The following is an 18,706-nucleotide window of genomic DNA, read 5'->3' on the forward strand; positions in this document are numbered from 1 at the left end:
CGCGTGAAACTGCTCAGTCGCTGGCACGCGCGGCGTCCTGGTCTATTGCCGGCGGCTCGCTGCCGGCTGCGCCATGCCAACGCAGCGCCAGCAATGTAATGTCATCGCTTTGCGGATGGCCGCTGACGAAGGCGCTGACGGCGGTCAAGACGTCTTCGATGATCGTTCGCGGCGGCGATGCGGGTAAGACCGCGGCCAGGGTGTCGGCCAGGCGGGCTTCCTTGAACAGTTCATGCTCGCCGTTCATCGCTTCGGTGACGCCGTCGGTGTAGATCACCAGCGCCTCGCCGGGCAGGAGGCGAATGACGTCATCGCGGTACACCGCATCGTCCATGAAGCCCAGTACCAGGCCGCCCTTCTTCTTCGCGATCATCTCCGTGCGGCCGTCGCGGCGCAAGGCGAAAGGCAGTTCGTGGCCGCCGTCGCTACAGCTGATCTCACCATTGTGGAGGTCGAGAATGCCGGCGAAGACGGTGACGAACATGCCTTCAGAGTTGTTTTCGCAGAGCGTTTGATTGACCCGTGCCATGATGCCACCGACCGACGTCGAGTCGCGTTTGGCTTCGACCGTGAACAGCGTCTTGGTTACCGCCATGAACAGCGCGGCCGGCACGCCCTTGTCCGATACGTCGCCGATCAGGAAGAACAGGCGGTGCTCGTCGAGCAGAAAGAAGTCGAAGAGGTCGCCGCCGACGGCCTTGGCCGGTTCGAGCACCGCATACAGGTCGAAGCGCGCGTCCGGCGGCGAACCGAAGCGGCGTGGCAACATGCCCATCTGGATATCGCGGGCGGCGGACATCTCGCCCTCGATCCGCTCCTTGGCGGCGGTCGTTGCCTTGAGGTCGGCGATGTAGGCTTTCAGCGTGGTGACCATCGAATACAGGGCGTTGCCGAGAAAGCCGACCTCGTCCTGGCGGTTCTCGGATATCTTGAGCAGTTGCGCGTGCATCTCCTGATCCGGGTCGAAGTTGTGCTCTACCAGGCGATGGGTTTGCAGCGTCAGCTGCGACAGCGGTCTGACGATGCGATTGAGAAAAGGCAGTGCCATGGCCATGGCCAGCAACAGCATGGCTGCCGTCACACCGCCGCCGACGGTCAGCAAGGCATGCATTTCCGCCTCCATGTTGACCGGCAGACGCATCAGCGCGACGCCGTTCGGCAAACCGTCGGCACCGAAAATCGGCGCCGCGACGTAGAGTAGCGCGTGCTGGAAGAGGGCGTTACGGAAGCTGCCCTTTTCCAGGTAAGACGCGGGTGCGCTGGTGCGGAGCACGGTTTCGACGAAGCTTCGCTCGGCGTCGTTCAGCGTACTGCTGGCGTCGATGTCGGCGACCGAGCTGACCGCCAGAGGCTCGACGTTGTCGTCGAATATCCAGATGGTGTCGATCAGTGCCGCCGACAGAACCGTGTCGACCATCCGCTTGAGTCCGATGCTGTGGATGATCTTGTTGGCGCGGCTCGGCAAACGGGCGATCAGCGCCATGCCGCTGCGATCCGGCATCTCTACCGCGCCATAGGACAACTGCTTCTGGTCAAGATGTCGATGCTCAAGATCGGTCGATACGCTGAACAGCAGTCCTTCCAGCAGCGGTTTAAAAGCTGGCTGCTGCATCAGCCCGGAGTCGACAGCGATGCTCGAATCGATATGGTCGAGTGACGAGAACAGCGGCTTGCCACGGTTGTCGGTGACCCAGATTTCCGGAATCTCATTGCGTGCAGCGATGCTTCGCAGAGCATCGTTGATGTCTTGTGCGGGGGTCCCTTTCTGGCGAGCCAGTTGCGTCAACTGGGCGACGATATCGGCCTGTGTGCGCACATTTTTGTCGATGATCTTGTCGATGGCCACCGGCACCTGCTGGATGAAGGTGACCGATTGGGCAAGTGTCTGGGCGATGACGGTTCCGTCGCGCTCTGTCCGTTCGAGAACCGAGTGCCAGGACACATAGGCAAACACCCCGGCGGCGCTCGGTAGGCCGATGGCGATGATCGCCGTGACCAGCAGGAAGAGTCGGCGGCGCAGAGTCATGGCGCCGCCCCTACTTCAGCCAGATGAGCGACGCGGACAGGCTCTGCGCGACGGTATAGTCGAGCGGGAAGTAGATCACGCCGCGTGGTCCGAACCACTTTTCGTAGATGTCGAAATAGCCACCACGATACTGGTCGACGCCTTCCAGGAGGTCGGCAAAAACGTGGTTGACGAAGGCGCGCCATTCAGAGTCGTTCTGCGGCAGGCTGCAGGCCATGGCTTCGTACGATAGCACCGTCGTTCGTGGCAGCAGGACGACCTTGCTTTTGAGCGGGCTGTCCTCGACCATGGCGCGTAGCACGATACCGACGTTGGACAGTCCGTCGAGCTCGCCACGCGCGAACAGATCGAAACCGGTAGCCATGTCGGGGACCTCGACGATCACCGCCTCCGGCGCATGCTGCCTGAGAATCTGGGCGGTCGTCGTGCCGGCGGCGACGCCGATGCGTTTGCCCTTCAGGTCGGCGAAGCCCATTGCTGTCGTGCGTAGCAGCATGATGCGCGTGCCGTTGCCGAAAAAGGGGATCGAAAAATCGACCTTTGTTTGGCGTTCCCAAGTGGGCGTGGTGATGCCGCACTCGATGTCTATGGCATGAGTGGCGACCAGCTCTTCGCGATCGCTTGGGGTCGTCACGTGCAAGCGGGTTTCGATCTCGCGGCCGAACTTTTTCGACAGCCTCTTGCGGATCTCTTCGATCAGGTCGACCGACAAGCCGACCAGTCGCTCCTCGCTTGCTCCTGCCACCTTGGTCCGGTAGCCGAACGGCACGGCGTCGGCACGCGTTCCGGCGTTGAAGACGCCGGTTTTTCCAATACGCTCGAGAACCGGCTCCGCCGCTACCGGATTCGCTCCGCCGAGCGCCAGCAGCGCGGCTGCCGCCAGGCTTGGTAGGGTGCGACGAAGAGCTGCGAGCGTTTGATTCAATGTAGTCCCCATGAGTCGCCGCTTGCTCACGGGGCGAGCATGCCGATACGCGCCAGCAGGCGCTTCCTGGCGTAGCCCATGGCCCAGTTCAGCGGCAAGCAGAAGGCGAGAAAGTAGCAGATGGCGTAAGTGTAAACCCAGAGCATCGTTTCGTCGCCGCCCACCGCGGCAATGACCACGTTGCTGCGCGAGACGATTTCGCCGACGCCAATCACCGAGGCGGTGCTCGACGCCATAACGATGATTACCAGGTAGGTCGTCCAACTCGGAATGAACAGCAGTGCCGCCACGTGATTGCCGTTTCGCTGGTGTTGCAGCGCCACCAGCAGGTTGTCGGAGACGAAGCCGCTTACCGCTACCGAAAGTGCCAGCGACGCCTTCAGCCAGGCGGGAAGCGCGTACAGCTGGCCGGCCACTTCGAATTCGGCCGGAATCAGGAAAGCCAGGTAGAAGAGGAACACAAAGGTCGGGATGTTGCGCGTCAGTTCGGTGATCAGCAGGCTGGCGTGCGCCAGCGGTTTCTGCCCCGACAGGCGCAGTCGGGCCAGCAGTGCGCCGAAAAGGGTACCAATCGACATCGCCACCAGGGAGATCACGATGTTCCACGCGAAGCCACCCGCCAGGAATGGCGTCCATGCCCAGAGGATGTCCGAGATCTCAGCGCTGCGCACGCTGCAGAATCTTCCGTTCGAGCAGATTGAAGAACTGGACGACGATCAGGACCAGCACGAAATAGGTGACCATCAGTACGTTCATCATCACCGCGGAGTTGCCCTGCTCGGCGATGATCGCGGTGGCCGCCGAAATCAGTTCCGGCACGGCAATGACGCTGGCCATGCCGGTCGCTTTGACGACGTTGATCAGCGAGGCGACCACCGGCGCATACGCCAGCCGCAGCGCCTGTGCGAGGGTCCGCCAACGCAGTGAAAAGCCGGGCTGCTGGTCCTTGAGTACGGCGCTTGCATCGAGCAGCGCCGAGACGATGGCGCAGCCAGTATAGGTCGACAGGCAGGCGACAGCGATCGCCACGCCGTCGAAAGTCCAGCCGAAACGACTGACGATGATGTGGCCGACGCCGAAGAAAATCAGGTAGATCAGCAGCAGTGGCGGCGTCATTCGGCCGAGGGCGGCGGTCAGCCGCACAAAAGCGTTCAGCAAGGGGAAGCCCGCTTCGGCGGCGAGTGCGCCGAGGCAGCCGACGGCCAGACTACCGACGATACACGAGGCCATCAGCTGCAAGCTTATCCACAGGCCGTTGAGGAAGAGGCCGCGATCGTAGGCGTCGTGGATGATCGTCACGTCGAGCCCGGCGTGCTCCTTGAGCAACAGGCCAAAACGCTGCATGCCGTGGACTTCGTCCGAACTCAGGAGCGATTTGTTACGGCATTCGGGCGGCCAGTTGCCGTTGGCCAGGCGGCCGCAGAGTAGGCTTCCATCGGGCTGCTGGCGGGTCCACAATTCGCCCATGTCGACCAGGAATTGGCTGGGCCTGACTCCCCAGCGCTGCTCGATGGCGATCAGCGAACCACGGCGATGCCAGTCGGCAACGGCGTCCGAGACCGCTCGTTCAAGTCGCGATCCGCGCTCGCTGGCGGCCAGCGCGATGGCCCACGGCGAAGTCATCATCGACGGCAGAGGCGTCTCGTAGTTTCTCAATTCCGCGTCAGCAAGAATGCCGACGATGCCCGTGTCGTCATAAAGCCAGGCTACGCAGCGGCCGTCGCGCAGCGCCAGCCGGGTGTCGCGCGTGCCGTTGAAGACCTGCAGGTCGAGCAGGAAGCGTTGCGCCATCGGTCGATTGAAGTAGGCGCCCTGGGTGGCGCAGACCTTTTTGCCGCGCAGGTCGGCCCAGGACGACAAGTGCTTGTTGGGCGGCGTGACGACGGTCGCGCCGCTGGCGTAGTAGCTGGGTTCGACCAGGGTGGCAATCTGCCGGCGCTGCGGGGTGTCACCGAGAGTGGCGACGACCACGTCAACGGCGCCGTCCTGGAGTTTTTGCAGCCGGTTCGTGGAACTCACAGCAAGCAGTTGCAAGCGAACGCCAAGGCGGCGAGCAAGTTCGGCGGCGAGGTCGGGCTCGAAGCCGACCAGGCGGCCGTTGGCGTCGAGCATGCCGAACGGAGGGTAGTCGGACTTGACGCCAGCAATCAGGACGCCGCGCTTCTGAATCAGATCGAAGCGATCGGCCAGCGCGTCGCGGCTGCAAAGAATGGCGGCCAGCGCCAGCAGGCCGCCAACAGCCAGGCGCATACGGTCGCCGATCATCCGACCTGTGCCGCTGGCGGTGGTGCGAGGGCGTGCGCCGCGAGCGTACTCTGCTCCGAATCACTGGCCACTTCGGCGACGGCGAGAAAGCCGTAGGCGTAGCGCAGTGACAGGGCGGCCGTCAGAATCCGGTCGAGACCTCGTAGCAAGCTTGACTTGACGACGCCACTTTCCGGCAGAAAGCTCTCGGCAGCGAGCTGGATCAGCTGGAACCCCTGTTGTTCGAGGTCATCAACGAGCTCTTCCAGGGTGTAAAGGTGGTAATACATCTTCATTACGATCTTGTCGGCTGTCCGCTCGTAAAGAATGTCGCCGGCCTCGAGATGGCCGGCCTGCACCAGGGCCCGGGCTGCCGCCTGTTGCTTCGCAAAGCGGCGGGCGGCGTTGGGTACGGTCAGCACCAGTCGCCCGCCCGGTCGCAGCAGGTCACGGATGGTGGCCAGAGTCTCCCGGCGAAGTGCGCGAGAATAGATGTGACCGAGGACACCAAAGAGCATGATCGCCAGGTCGAATTTCTCGCCGTGCTCAATGCTTTTTGCGACCAGGGAAAGGTCGCCATGGATGGCGCGCAGGCGTCCGCAAGCGATATGCTTGGCGCATCGAGAAGAGATCTCGTCGATCGCTTCCCGGCTGACATCGCAGGCAACAATCTTGGCGTTGCTGCGTTCAAGCAGTGATTCGGCATAGCGGCCATTGCCGCAGCCGACGTCGAGAACCCGCTGGCCCTGCGCGTCGATTTCGCCAACAACGACAGCGAAGGTCGACGGGTTTGGTCGCGGGTATCGCTGCTCATAGAGCCGGCTGGCAAAATACTGATCGTAGCTCTCGACGAGAGAGATTAGCGGCGGCATGGATTACATTCCTGAGGAAAACGACATAAACCCAGGAAGACCAACGCGGCGGAGCGCCGCGTTGGCAGAGCCGTTTCGCCAGCCGTCAATGAGACGGCGCGCGCGCCTGGTCAGCAGATGCCGGGTCAAGGTCCTTTCTCGATTTCGCTCAGGAAGGTGGCGATGAACTGCTCGGTTATCCCCGGATGCTTGCCGGTGATCAGGTCGCCGTCAACGACCAGGTCGACCGTGCCTTCGGGACCATAGATAACCTCGGCGCCGGCGTTTTCGACGTCACAGATGATGTTGTGGGCGCAAGTGACACGGCGACCTTTCAGCAGCGCGCGGTCGGCGCAGAGCAGCCAGAGGCTATGGCAGATGGTGCCGATTTTCAATTGGCGAGTGGCCATCGCCTGGCGGATGAAGACCACCGCCGGCGCCTGATTCGCCTCTCCCTTGCGGGGCGTGACCTGGTAGCGCAGGCGGTCGCTGGCGTAGGCGCCGATGATGATGATGCCCTTGAAATCGGCCGCTTTCACGGCATTGATTTCGGTCTCGACCTGCACGTGTTCTTCGACCCAGCCGTTGTCGGGATTGGAGCCGAAGGTGAGGTTTGCATTGCCCCACAGGTGGGAGAGATAGACCACCTGATAACCGTTCTTGGGGAAGGACTCGTTGAAAAGACGATACTCGGTCATGTCGAAGTGTTCTTCGATGAGAACGCCGATCTTGCCCTTGGTCGGTTCGCCGACGATGCCGCGCAGAGGGGGGGGAGTGGAGGCTTCGGTCATGGTGCGATTCCTTGAGTGGGGGTATTCAGTTATCGATGGCAAACGAAGATTCTTGCCGTGAGTGGTCGCCGCGCGGAGCCTCTTGCCGCTAGCCCTGATGGCAGGGACGGCGAGGCAGTTGCTGGTGACGAAGCGATTCGAAAGCGAGAAACGGCTCGATTCTCACCAGCACAAGCGGCGGCTTGACGTCGCCTGAAAGCTGTGATCGCGTGCCGTGCCTGGCTGGCCGGTCGCCAGGCCTTGCGTTGGCAAGTACGGCCCGGGATGTCGACGGCGAGCGAATCGGCACGCCGCACGCGGTCTGACGGAAAAGCGCTTTTGATTTCCGCGAGATCGAGCGGTCGATCGGCAACTCTGCGCTTCAGCTAGCGGGCCCTGACGGCGCAAGTGCCGGCGACCGTCTACACCGGGACGGAGGCTGCCGGTTGTCGCAGAAAGGACGATGCTCACCATACCGCGCCGGCAACGGTCTCCGCGCCGCGCGCCAGGCCTTTGGCTAGGCCCTGGATTCCATGATGTCATTAAGGGCAGCAAAACAGCCAACCATCTTGTTGAACCCGGCATACACCGTCAGGAACAGGAACAACTCTTCGATCTCGTCTCGCGTCGCTCCCTGATTGAGGGCAATATGGACGTGTGCCGCGAAGGCGCTGCCAGGCCCCCCCAGAGGGCTCTGGTTGACAGCGTCGGTTGTCAGGGCGATCAAGGCTTTGGTTTTCTGGTCGATCAGCGGCAGTCCCCACATCTCGCCAGCAACCCGGGTTACCCAGGGACCGTACTTCGGGTTGATCGCTGCCAGTTTTTCCTGGAGATCCTTGTCATCGAGAACGGCGTTCGCGTAGGGTGTGGTCATAATCGCTTCCTTTTCGTGATCAGGTCTGACAGTTTTCCGCACGCGAGGATGTCGCGAACGAAGGTGAAGTGTTCACCTGTTAACGGCCGCCAACGAGCTGGCTGAAGACCCAGGCGAGGCATTCCTTGGCAATCATCTGGCATGTGCCTTCGTCGAAATCCGCGCATTCGAAGGACGGGGAATCGCCGTGAGAGCTGATGATCGACCGTGGCGAGTATAGAAGCCGTGTTAAAGCTGGGTCAAGCTCGCAGTCGGTCGTAGGTAAGAGTCTGCTGGCAAGGGAGCGCAGCAGATGCTCGCGAGCCTTCCGGGCAGCCAGCCCCAGGGAATTCGCGGTCTGCGCCAGTCGCGTCGCATAGATGCGGTGCCGCCGCGAGTCAGGGATCGGATGGAAGGCTGAACGTTGAAAAACCCCCTCGGGTGAAAAATTCCCGCGGCGCACAAGGCACAAGGCCTCCTTGGCAGCCGATCAGCAGTTGGCTTCCAGAAAATGAGAAGCCCAGTCCGCCAGACTCACGGGAATCCGGATTTCGGCAGTCAACTGCGGGTAATCAATTGCAGCAATTCCGGCGATGAAAAAACATCTCTGTAGAATGTCAATTGCTCACCTTTGAAGTGGCAACCGCCTCGATGACCGCGCCTGGCCCAGGCAACACTTCCTTTTGCAAGTATTTCATTGGTATGGTCATCGATACAGTTCCATTCGAACCATACGTACTCTCCGTGAAACATGACGATGGGCCAGGTCATGGTGACGCCCGGCTGGGCGATCAATGCCCACCAATGCTGTTCCCTGACTTTTTGCTCGGCAATGCCGTAATAGGGTCCATCCTGGCAGAAGTAAACCAGGTCTTGCCGGTATTCACCGGTCAAGATGTCCCCTCGGCCCTGTCTCAATGCCTCGCAATGCGTCGGCCACCACTCCTTGTTCTCCTGCTCGATCTGGGACATCGTATAGTCGTCGCCAATCACTGGTGGCGATTCTTCCTGCATCTCGTTGATCTTCAGAGCAAGCGCGATAAAGTCGCTTTGCAATGACTCCGCGACAAGGCCGGGTCTTGAATAGTCGGCTGCGAGATCCTGGTAATAGTTCGTCCTGTTTTTCATATTGACTCCGAATAGTTCTGGAAGACGGGCGGCTGCATTCGGCCGGCACCTGGAAGCGTGCGTTCCCGGCTTGAGCGACGCGAATACCCATACGGCGGAATGCTACGTGAAGCTGAAAGACCTGTTTTCACTATCATGAGAAAATAGATCTGCATATACCATGGTCATCGAGCTTGATGGTGTTTTCGTTGGCCAAGTGAATAATGAAACTGGCCTTGTTTTCCATTTTCATGGTGCCTCCTTCTACTGCCGGTCCTTGCGAGGGATCACAACTTCTTGATGGAGCAGGTTTTTAGGATGCCGTGTTGCCAAGTTCCAGGGCGTCTTGCCAGCGTTCTCATCTGGGTGCTTTCGGAAAATGAAGAGCTTCCGTACTCGAATGTCGTTGCTGTAAAGCCCCTGTGTGTTCATTCCGAGATTGTCATCTCAAGCGGCGGATTTGCGCTTCAGGCGTAAGCTGGCTTTGGTCTTGTCATATCCAGGCGGGTCATGCTGAGACCGAGTTTCTTCAGGAGCGAGAGATTCTGTAGCGCGTTGTTCTTGCGGATGGTGCTGCCGATGCCGTTCTTACCGAGCAACGAGGCTGGGTCTGCATGCCCTTTTCGCGAAAGCCGACCACCCTCCTGTAGGAGCCCGATTCATCGGGCGATGACGGCGACGGTGTCGGCGCAAGCCTGCGAGATTACCGGGTTTAGGTCGTTTGGTGTGGAACGGTGCCGATGCCTGTGGCGAGCCCTTCGGGCGCCCCCACCCCTGACCCCGCCCCCGAGGGCGGGGAAGTTCTTGCCGCCGGACGGGCTCGGGGGCTGGCCGAAAAAACCGCAACCAGCCCCAAGCCTCTGAGCTTACTAGCGTTTCTGGCGCAGCGGCGGAGGTCGGTCGTGGCCCGTTCCACACGAAACGACATCGACCCTGCTTTCCTCGGATGCCTGTTTGCTGGGCAAATCTGAACGCACCGAAGTCACCAAGTTGCCCAACAAGAATGCCAGGGGAGTGCTGTGCTGATGGCCAAGAGCACCTTCGACATGAGTCGCCCAGTCGGTAGGCAAGAATCAAATTCTGTCGGATTTTTCGCTGACACTTGATCGTGCTTGGCCTAAAACTCGTCGCTTTCGCTGCTTCGTCGACCGCAAAGAACATCTGTGGAAAACCTGTGGATAACTTGCGGATGAGGATAGCGTGAAAGTATCGTAGAAATATGCTCCGATTATTCCCGGCACGGGTACAAGGCTCACGGCAGGAGAGCGGCGTCCGGCGGCAGAGGCGGGGTCGGACTATCCTCAGGCGACGCCAGGCCGGTTGCGGTGATTGGCTGCGCGCCGAAGTTGGCGAACAAAGCGTGAGCAGCAACACAGACATCTCACGTCCGCAAGGTCACCCCCGCAGTTTGACCAACGCCCTCCGCCCACACTGCCAATTTCTGGTCGGCTGCGAGCATGTCATTTTTCATGACAGATAACTCCGTTCAGAAGTGCCGGTCGCTTACAATTGCACGCCAAAGAACCGATGCGCGTCACGAACAGGCCGAGGGAGCAGAAAGCGCCGTGGACCAAGCAACGCACAACAAGATCGTCTCCTTCATCTGGGGCATCGCCGACGACGTCTTGCGCGACCTCTTCAGGCGCGGCAAGTACCCCGACGTGATCCTGCCGATGTGCGTCATCCGGCGCATGGACGCGGTGCTCGAGCCCAGCAAGCAAGCGGTGCTTGAGACCAGGGCGATGCTGGATGCGGCTCACATCACCGAGCAGCGCGCCGCGCTTTGCGACGCCGCCGGTCAGGCCTTCTACAACGCCTCCAGGTTCACCCTGCGCGACCTCAGATCCCGCGGCAGCCAGCAACAGCTCCTGGCCGACTTCGAGGACTACCTCAACGGCTTTTCGCCGAACGTCCAGGATATCCTCGAGAACTTCAAGTTTCGCAACCAGCTGCCGACGCTGTCGCGCTCCGACTCGCTCGGCACCTTGATCAACAAATTCCTCGACCCCAGCATCGACCTCTCGCCGGCCGGCATCGACAACCACTCGATGGGCACCGTCTTCGAGGAACTGGTGCGCAAATTCAACGAGGAGAACAACGAAGAGGCCGGCGAGCACTGGACGCCGCGCGACGCCGTGCGGCTGATGGCCAACCTCGTCTTCCTGCCGATCGAGGCCGAGATCCGATCGGGTACCTATCTGCTCTACGACTGCGCCTGTGGGACGGGTGGCATGCTCACCGTCGCTGAGGAAACGCTGACCGCGATTGCCGAAAAGCGTGCTCAGCAGGTCAAGACACTGCTCTATGGCCAGGAGATCAACCCGGAAACCTACGCCGTCTGCAAGGCCGACATGCTGCTCAAGGGCGAGGGCGAGAGTGCCGAGCACATCGTTGGCGCCGCCGAGTGGTCCACGCTGTCGCACGACGCCTTCCCTGCGCAAGAGTTCGACTTCATGCTCGCCAATCCACCCTACGGCAAGAGCTGGAAGAAGGATCTCGAGGCGATGGGCGGCAAGGACGGCATGCGCGATCCTCGCTTCAAGGTTATGCACGACGGCGAGGAGCTGTCGCTGGTCACGCGCTCCAGCGATGGCCAGATGCTCTTCCTCGCCAACATGGCGGCGAAGATGAATGACAAGTCGGCCTTGGGCAGCCGCATCGCCGAGGTCCATAACGGCTCGTCGCTGTTCACCGGCGACGCGGGCCAGGGCGAGAGCAACATCCGCCGCTGGCTGATCGAGAACGACTGGCTCGAAGCCATCGTCGCCCTGCCACTCAACCTCTTCTACAACACCGGCATCGCGACCTATATCTGGGTACTGTCGAATAGAAAGCCCGCTCACCGCCAGGGCCAGGTGCAATTGATCGACGCCAGCCAGTCGTTCAGGCCGTTGCGCAAGAACCTCGGCAAGAAGAACTGCGAGCTCTCGCCTGCCGACATCGAGCGTATCAGCCAGACCTTCCTCGACTTCAAGGAAACGCCGGAGTCGAAGATCTTTCCCAATGACGCCTTCGGCTACTGGAAGGTGACGGTCGAGCGCCCGCTGCGCCTGCATAGCCAGATCACTCTCAAGGCCATCGAGACGCTGAGCTTCGCGTCTGGTGACGAAGACCTGCGTGCTGCCCTCCACGACGAATTCGGCGACGAGCTGTTCACGGGTTTTCCCAGGATTGCCGCCGCAGTCGAGAAGCGCCTGGCCAACTGGGGCGCCGATGAGGATGACGGCGAAGATGAAGATGGCGCCGGCACCCGGAAAGGCCTGCCCGAGAACAAGAAGAGAAAACTGCTCGACGCCAGGACCTGGGCACGCGACGCTCGCCTGGTCGAAATCGCCACAATGCTGCGCGGCGCGCTCGGCGATCAGCTTTTCGAGGACCACAACGAGTTTTGCGACCGCTTGAGCACCGCGCTCAAGGAGGCCGGGCGCACGCTTCCCGCCACCGACCTCAAGCAGATCCTCAAGGCCGTGAGCTGGCGCGCCGAGACCGCAGCGCCGGTCATCGCCAAGGTCCACAAGCCCGGCAAGCTCAAGGCTGACCCGCTACGCGGCCTGTTCGAGACTTCGGTGAATGGCAAGCCGGCCATCGTCGACTACGAGCCCGACGCCGAGCTGCGCGACACCGAACAGGTGCCGCTGCTGGAGGACGGCGGCATCGAAGCCTTCATCCGCCGCGAGGTAATGCCCTACACGCCGGACGCGTGGATCAAGGCCGCGGCCACCAAGCTTGGCTACGAAGTCAGCTTCACGCGGCACTTCTACAAGCCGCAGCCATTGCGCACCCTGGAAGAGATCAGCGCCGACATCCTGGCCATCGAGAAGGAAGCCGAGGGTTTGCTCGATGGCTTGCTGATTGGCAGCTCACGCGCATGAAGAAATGCGCTGAGCAGCCGGGCCGTGGCGCTGCCAAGCAGGCGGCGACGGGGCCAGGGCCCTCCGTCACCGCCGCGCCAACGCTCGCTGGCGAAGCCACGCTTCTCAGCGATCTGCGAACGCTCGTCCAGTCGGCCCGCCAGCGGCTGGCCAACGTTGCCAACGCCACCTACACGCTACTCTGCTGGCAGCTCGGGCGCCGCTTGCTGCGTGAGAACCTGCATGGGGGGCGCGCGGCTTACGGCAAGCAGGCTCTTGCGACAGTGTCGCAACAATTGACAACCGAGTTCGGAGCCGGATTCAACCAACGGTGTCCGGCTGCCTCATAGGTATGCCAACAACAATGGCCGCAACTGGGCCTCGTAGAGCGCCTGCGAGGCGGGTTTGTGAAAACAGTGCTTAAAAAACCGCAGGACTTGGCGGCTCACCTTGGAGGTGTAGCGGAATACCGGGGCAGTCCAGTCGGGGCGATCGGTCCCGTCGGTCGCCGAGGTCTGGCGCCGGTCCTGCTTGCGCAAAGCCTTCTCGTCCACGATTCCGTGCTGCCCCATTCTGTAGTGCACCAGCAGGGCCACCAAGAGGCTGGTGACAACGGCCAGGCGGACCTGATTCTCGATGGCCGCCACACTGGCGCCCCATGCCTTGGCGAGGCTGAAGTCGTTCTTCCATGTGTCGAAACATTTCTCCTCCTCCCAGCGGCGGGAGTAGAGGAAGGCGATGACGCCGGGCGCGAGGTCGAACTCGTTGGTCAGAAACTCCACGAGATGTCCTCGTCGGCTGCGGAAGGTGATCAGGCGCCAGTGTTGGCGGGAACTGAGCAAGGTGATGCGCAGATCGTTGAGCACCCCGTCGTTGGCCGGGACATCCTCGATCTTTAAGGGCTCGGTGGACTCGACGCACAGGCTGCTTTTCATGCGCGTGATCATGGTCACGCCCAAGCTCTTTTTCCGGTCATCCCAAAACGTCGCGTCGATGAAAGCGCGGTCGACCAGCCACAGCGCGCCCTTGTCACGGGTCATGGCCTGCGCGGATTGGTCATAGTCGCGCAACAGAGTGATTTCGTGGCGACTGCGGGTGTCGACGTGCACGTCGGTGGGGCAACCCAGGCGCACGTCGTAGAAGCTCAACAGCGCGTGCCCCTTGGGATTGTCCGTCCCGCCCTGGCGGGGCGTACACCGCCCGTAGTGGGCGCTTTCGCTCTGATAGGTCCCATCCATTGCATACACCGGCCGTCCTTGCAGGGCTGGGAATTGCGCCAGGCGATCCGGCAGCGCGGCCCGGGCCTCGGTGAGCAACGGCGGCATCGCCGCCTCCAAGACCGTGCGGCGGCGGCGCGAGGACAGCGCGTCCGACCAGGTGGAACGTGCCAGCGGGACGCGCTGCGCCGTCCCCGGCTCGCAATGCAGCAGCGACTGCACCTGCTCGCGCAGGGTGCGCATGCCCTGCAGGTGGCGCAGCACCCCCAGGCCGATAAAATCCGCCATGCTCAACACTCGCGATACCGCGTCGGTACCGCGCACCTGCGCCAAGGCACGAGCCATCGGCGCCAACAATTCACCCAAGACGGTTTGGTTCATGAGGCTATCCATGACCGCAGTTAATCGTTCGGTATCCACAAGACACTCCAATAAGCTGTTGTTTATACAGCCAAAATTGCGAGTATTTTGCCAAACCTTTGTCAAGTGTTTTTCGCATTATTTTAAAAATATTTTTGCCGCCTCAATATCCGCGCCATAGAGCACGTCGATTTCGAACCTGCCGCTTTTCTATTAAATGCTCAAATTATCCGCGTATAACACGACTGCGACGCCGCCTTGTGGTGGATTACCTGCTTCGGCCAAAATTCAAGCCGGACACCGTTGGGATTCAACTACACCGCCCTGACACGGATGGCCCGGTTTGCCGAATGGATGATCGACGAACAAATTCTTGCGACGCTGTCGCAAACATTGAGCTGGAGTCACTTCGTCGAATTGCTGCCGATCAAGGACCCGCTGGCAAGAGACTTCTACGCCGAGATGTGCCGTATCGAGCGCTGGGATGTGCGCACCTTGCGGCAGAAGATCGGCAGCATGTTGTTCCAGCGCACCGCGCTGTCGAAGAAACCGCAAGCCGTCATCGCGGCGGAGATCGACCGGCTGCGCGATGGGCACATGACTCCCGACATCGTATTTCGCGATCCCTACCTGCTCGACCTGCTCGGACTCAAAGGCGCCTATAGCGAACGCGACCTCGAGAGCGCCATCCTGCGCGAGATCGAGGGCGTGCTTTTGGAGCTGGGCTCGGGCTTCGCCTTCCTTGCCCGACAAAAGCGCATGAGCGTCGGCAAGGACGATTTTCATCTCGATCTGCTTTTCTTTCACCGCCACCTGCACCGGCTGATTGCCGTCGAGTTGAAACTGGAGTCTTTCCAGCCCGCGCATGTCGGCCAGATGGAGCTGTACCTGCGCTGGCTGGATAAGCACGAACGCGCCCCCGGTGAGAAAGCCCCGATCGGACTTATCCTGTGCGCCGCCGCCGATGCCGAGCAGGTGGAGCTGCTTCAGCTCGACGCCAAGTCCATCCGTGTCAGCGAGTACCTCACGGAGTTGCCGCCACTGCCACTGCTGCGCGAGCGCCTGCACCAGGCGATCGAACACGCGCGAGAGCAGGCGGCCAGGCAACTGCCTGGCTCAGAGGAGCAAGCATGAGCGACGATGACGCCATGCAGGCGATCCACCGCCTCGCCGGTAGTCTGCTGCATCTTCAGCAGCAGGCCGCCCAACAGTACCTGCCGGTTGTTGATAACATCCTGCGCACCCGCTCGCGCGATACCCGGCACATCGAGCATACGCTGGATGGTCTGCTCGACTTCTGCGGCCACGAACCCGTCCTGCGGATGTACAAGAAGCTCTGTCGTCACTATTGGGACATCGACCCGAACGCCACTGCCTATTACGTCAATGCTTATCGCGAATATTGGGATAGTAACGAACAGGACGGCCAGCCATGATCGCCGACCTCAAGCCGTATGCGGAATACAAGGAGTCGGGGTTGCCGTGGCTTGGTCAGGTGCCAGCGTCATGGCAACTGCGACGAGCCAAGTTTCTGTTTCGCGAGGTCGACGAACGATCCAAGACAGGCAAGGAAGAGGTGCTCTCTGTGTCGCATAAAACGGGAGTTACGCCGCGTAGTCAAAAAACCGTCACGATGTTTCTGGCCGAGTCCAACGTTGGGCACAAGATTTGCCGTCCTCAGGACTTGGTAATCAACACGCTATGGGCTTGGATGGCCGCCCTCGGAGTGTCGATGAACACGGGAATCGTCAGCCCGGCCTACGGCGTCTATCGCCCACTCACGCCAGGGCAATTGCTACCCCGCTTCGCAGACTTGCTACTGCGCACTTCTATCTATGCCGCTGAATATCAGCGCCGCTCGACGGGTGTAAGCAGTTCGCGTCTGCGGCTCTATCCAGAGGATTTCCTCCGTATTCCTGTTCTCTTCCCCAGCGCTGAGGAACAGGCCGTCATCTTGCGCTTTCTGGACTGGGCGACCGGGCGGCTGGAGCGGGCGATCCGGGCGAAGCGGAAGGTGATCGCGCTGCTCAACGAGCAGAAGCAGGCCATCATCCACCGCGCCGTCACCCGCGGCCTTGATCCCTCCGTTCCACTCAAACCGTCCGGCATCCCCTGGCTCGGGGACATTCCGCAGCATTGGGTGGTGCGCCGGCTGCGGACGCTGGTCCACGACATCGATCAGGGTGTTAGTCCGCTCGCGGTGGGCTTTCTCGCCGAAGGCAATTCCTGGGGCGTGCTGAAGTCTGGTTGCGTTAATAGGGGAGTGTTCCGCGAAACTGAGCACAAACAGCTGGCACGCGGTTTTGAGATCGATCCCGATATTGTGGTGAAGGTCGGTGATGTCCTCATTTCACGTGCCTGCGGGTCACCTAAGCTAGTCGGTTCCGTTGGGCGCGTGAAGTCACTCCGCCATCAACTCATTCTCTCTGACAAGACATTTCGCGCCCGCTTTCGTGGCAGTGTGAACGTCGACTTCATGGTTTTTGCCATGAACTGCGTCTACTACCGTCATCAGGTTGAGCGGGCAATCAGTGGAGCGGAAGGAATGGCTAACAACCTTCCGTTGTCAGCTCTTCGCAATTTCACTTTCGCAGTTCCGCCTACGAACGAGGCTACAGCGATCTCTGGTTACGTTGAAAGCGAAACGGCGGAACTACAAACTGTCACCGCTCGCCTCGAACGAGAAATCCAACTCCTCCGCGAATACCGCACCCGTCTCGTCGCCGACGTCGTCACCGGCAAGCTCGATGTGCGCGAGGCGGCGGCGCGGCTGCCCGACGAAGCGCCGCTCGACATCGCCGAGGACGACGACGCCCTGACCGACGAAGCCGAAGTCGCTGACGAGGAGCTCACCGAGTGAGCACCGAGCGCAGCGCCGACTATCTGGCGGGTCTGGTCCGCGAGCTGTGCAAGCTGCCACATGAAACCGAGTGGCTGGAGTTTAAGGTCGACAATGCCGATCCGCAGGCGATTGGTGAGTATCTTTCGGCACTGGCCAACGCGGCGGCTTACAACGGAAAAGCGTTCGCGTACCTGGTCTGGGGTGTCGAAGACCAGACCCATCGCATCGTTGGAACCCGCTTTGCACCTGCCACCTGCAAGAAAAGCAACGAGCCGCTGGAGAGCTGGTTGTTGCGGCTGCTCACGCCAAAGATTCACTTCCGCTTCTACGAGCTGACGCTGGAGGACCTGCCGGTGGTGTTGCTGGAGATCGGCCGGGCCTTTCGTCATCCGCTGCGATTCCAGAATGAGGCCTTCATTCGCATCGCTTCCGTCAAGAAGCCGCTGAAAAACGCCCCCGACCGCGAGCGTGAGCTGTGGCGGATCTTCGACCAGACGCCCTTCGAGGACTTGATTGCCGTTGAACGCGCCAGCGCGGACGAGGTATTGCGCTTGCTGGATTATCCGGCCTACTTCGACCTGCTCGAACAGGCCCTGCCGAGCAATCGCGATGGCATCCTCGAAGCCCTGGCCGACGATGGTCTGATCAAGCCCTGCGAAGCCGGAGGCTGGAATGTCACCAAGCTTGGCGCGATGCTGCTTGCCAAGCGTCTGGGAGACTTCCGCGCCTTGCGGCGCAAGCTGCTGCGGGTGATTCAGTATCGCGGTATCGGCCGCACCGAGACACTCAAAGAGCACGAGTTGAGCAAGGGTTATGCCTGCGGTTTCGAGGAATTCAATGCCTACATCGACGGCCTGCTGCCGTCCAGCGAGGTCATCGGCCAGGCGCTGCGCAAGACCGTGCCGATGTTTCCGGCGCTTGCCGTGCGCGAACTGGTGGCGAATGCGCTGATCCACCAGGATTTCTTCGTCACGGGTGCCGGGCCGACCGTGGAGATCTTTGCCGACCGCATTGAAATCACCAATCCGGGTGAACCGCTGGTGGACACCCAACGCTTCGTCGATACCCCGCCGAAATCTCGCAACGAGGCGTTCGCCTCACTGATGCGGCGGTTTCGGATTTGCGAGGAGCGCGGTAGCGGCATTGACAAGGTGATTGGCGAGGTCGAGCGCTTTCAGCTCCCGGCGCCGCTGTTCGAGGTGCCGCCGGGATTTACGCGGGTCGTGCTGTTTGCGCACCGCCCTCTGAATGAAATGGATAAGGCCGATCGGCTGCGGGCGTGCTATCTGCATGCCTGCCTTCGTCATGTGACCCGCCAGTCGATGACCAATGCCTCGGTACGGGCGCGTTTTGGTATCGCCGAAAAAAATTCGGCCACCGCCTCGCGGCTGATTCGGGAGGCTGTAGCCGCAAGATGTATCGCTCCCTACGATCCGCATGCGGCACCTAACGGTCATTGCGTGAGGCGGCTCGCGCCACCCCGGATGATGAAAGAAAATACGAGTGGGTGGAAACGGCAGAGGTCGAGCAATGAGATGGTGGTTGGACGAAGCCGCTACGCGGAGGAAACCCCGGTGCTGTCGTCGCGTTGACTCAAGATGTGACCTCGCCCCTCATCCGAGGGACGTTCATGACGAATGCGAGGTTACCGCAAGATGGA

At 61.1% G+C, this 18,706-nt stretch carries 15 protein-coding genes; 6 read left to right on the plus strand and 9 right to left on the minus strand.

The window, feature by feature from the left end; translation table 11 throughout:
- Positions 1–13 precede the first annotated feature (13 nt).
- The 8 genes from QZ656_RS08695 to QZ656_RS08730 all read right to left on the minus strand — a co-directional run bounded on the left by QZ656_RS08695 (position 14) and on the right by QZ656_RS08730 (position 8,797).
- Positions 14–2,026, minus strand: coding sequence for a PP2C family protein-serine/threonine phosphatase (locus QZ656_RS08695; RefSeq protein WP_291993013.1), 2,013 nt, complete (start codon positions 2,024–2,026; stop codon positions 14–16).
- 10 nt (positions 2,027–2,036) lie between these two features.
- Positions 2,037–2,951: an amino acid ABC transporter substrate-binding protein gene (locus tag QZ656_RS08700; RefSeq protein ID WP_291993014.1), complete on the minus strand. Its 915-nt coding sequence runs from the start codon at positions 2,949–2,951 to the stop codon at positions 2,037–2,039.
- A gap of 26 nt (positions 2,952–2,977) precedes the next feature.
- Positions 2,978–3,622 (minus strand): ABC transporter permease subunit, encoded by a 645-nt coding sequence (locus QZ656_RS08705; RefSeq protein ID WP_291993015.1) that lies wholly within the window; start codon positions 3,620–3,622, stop codon positions 2,978–2,980.
- Positions 3,609–5,201: a transporter substrate-binding domain-containing protein gene (locus QZ656_RS08710; RefSeq protein ID WP_291993016.1), complete on the minus strand. Its 1,593-nt coding sequence runs from the start codon at positions 5,199–5,201 to the stop codon at positions 3,609–3,611. The genes QZ656_RS08705 and QZ656_RS08710 overlap by 14 nt, the downstream gene beginning before the upstream one ends.
- A gap of 11 nt (positions 5,202–5,212) precedes the next feature.
- The gene (locus QZ656_RS08715; RefSeq protein WP_291993017.1) at positions 5,213–6,067 is read right to left on the minus strand and encodes a class I SAM-dependent methyltransferase; all 855 of its coding nucleotides are present in this window, start codon (positions 6,065–6,067) and stop codon (positions 5,213–5,215) included.
- Between the two features lie 125 nt (positions 6,068–6,192).
- Positions 6,193–6,837: a DJ-1/PfpI family protein gene (locus QZ656_RS08720; protein ID WP_291993018.1), complete on the minus strand. Its 645-nt coding sequence runs from the start codon at positions 6,835–6,837 to the stop codon at positions 6,193–6,195.
- 496 nt (positions 6,838–7,333) lie between these two features.
- On the minus strand, positions 7,334–7,690 hold the full coding sequence (locus QZ656_RS08725; protein ID WP_291993019.1) for a carboxymuconolactone decarboxylase family protein: 357 nt from the start codon (positions 7,688–7,690) through the stop codon (positions 7,334–7,336).
- A 537-nt stretch (positions 7,691–8,227) separates the two neighbouring features.
- The gene (locus QZ656_RS08730; RefSeq protein WP_291993020.1) at positions 8,228–8,797 is read right to left on the minus strand and encodes a hypothetical protein; all 570 of its coding nucleotides are present in this window, start codon (positions 8,795–8,797) and stop codon (positions 8,228–8,230) included.
- Between the two features lie 1,544 nt (positions 8,798–10,341).
- Here QZ656_RS08730 and QZ656_RS08735 point away from each other — a divergent pair.
- Positions 10,342–12,648: a class I SAM-dependent DNA methyltransferase gene (locus QZ656_RS08735; RefSeq protein WP_291993021.1), complete on the plus strand. Its 2,307-nt coding sequence runs from the start codon at positions 10,342–10,344 to the stop codon at positions 12,646–12,648.
- Entirely contained in the window at positions 12,645–12,977 is a 333-nt protein-coding gene (locus QZ656_RS08740) for a DUF1016 N-terminal domain-containing protein (protein ID WP_291993022.1), read from the plus strand. Before QZ656_RS08735 ends, QZ656_RS08740 begins: the two co-directional genes overlap by 4 nt.
- Here the strand turns inward: QZ656_RS08740 and QZ656_RS08745 are convergent.
- Complete coding sequence (locus tag QZ656_RS08745; protein ID WP_291993023.1) at positions 12,972–14,330, minus strand: IS4 family transposase; 1,359 nt, start codon at positions 14,328–14,330, stop codon at positions 12,972–12,974. The genes QZ656_RS08740 and QZ656_RS08745 overlap by 6 nt on opposite strands.
- Before the next feature lie 177 nt (positions 14,331–14,507).
- On the opposite strand from QZ656_RS08745, the gene QZ656_RS08750 reads away from it, so the two are divergent.
- From QZ656_RS08750 to QZ656_RS08765, 4 genes are read left to right on the plus strand one after another with little or no spacing between them, the layout of a single operon-like run.
- A complete protein-coding gene (locus tag QZ656_RS08750; RefSeq protein ID WP_291993024.1) occupies positions 14,508–15,338 on the plus strand; it encodes a PDDEXK nuclease domain-containing protein in 831 nt (276 codons plus the stop codon).
- Complete coding sequence (locus QZ656_RS08755; protein WP_291993025.1) at positions 15,335–15,640, plus strand: hypothetical protein; 306 nt, start codon at positions 15,335–15,337, stop codon at positions 15,638–15,640. Before QZ656_RS08750 ends, QZ656_RS08755 begins: the two co-directional genes overlap by 4 nt.
- The gene (locus QZ656_RS08760; RefSeq protein ID WP_291993026.1) at positions 15,637–17,064 is read left to right on the plus strand and encodes a restriction endonuclease subunit S; all 1,428 of its coding nucleotides are present in this window, start codon (positions 15,637–15,639) and stop codon (positions 17,062–17,064) included. The genes QZ656_RS08755 and QZ656_RS08760 overlap by 4 nt, the downstream gene beginning before the upstream one ends.
- Positions 17,061–18,638: an ATP-binding protein gene (locus QZ656_RS08765; protein ID WP_291993027.1), complete on the plus strand. Its 1,578-nt coding sequence runs from the start codon at positions 17,061–17,063 to the stop codon at positions 18,636–18,638. The genes QZ656_RS08760 and QZ656_RS08765 overlap by 4 nt, the downstream gene beginning before the upstream one ends.
- Positions 18,639–18,706 lie beyond the last annotated feature (68 nt).

The sequence above is a fragment of the Candidatus Accumulibacter sp. ACC003 genome, from assembly GCF_907163085.1.
GTDB lineage: Bacteria > Pseudomonadota > Gammaproteobacteria > Burkholderiales > Rhodocyclaceae > Accumulibacter.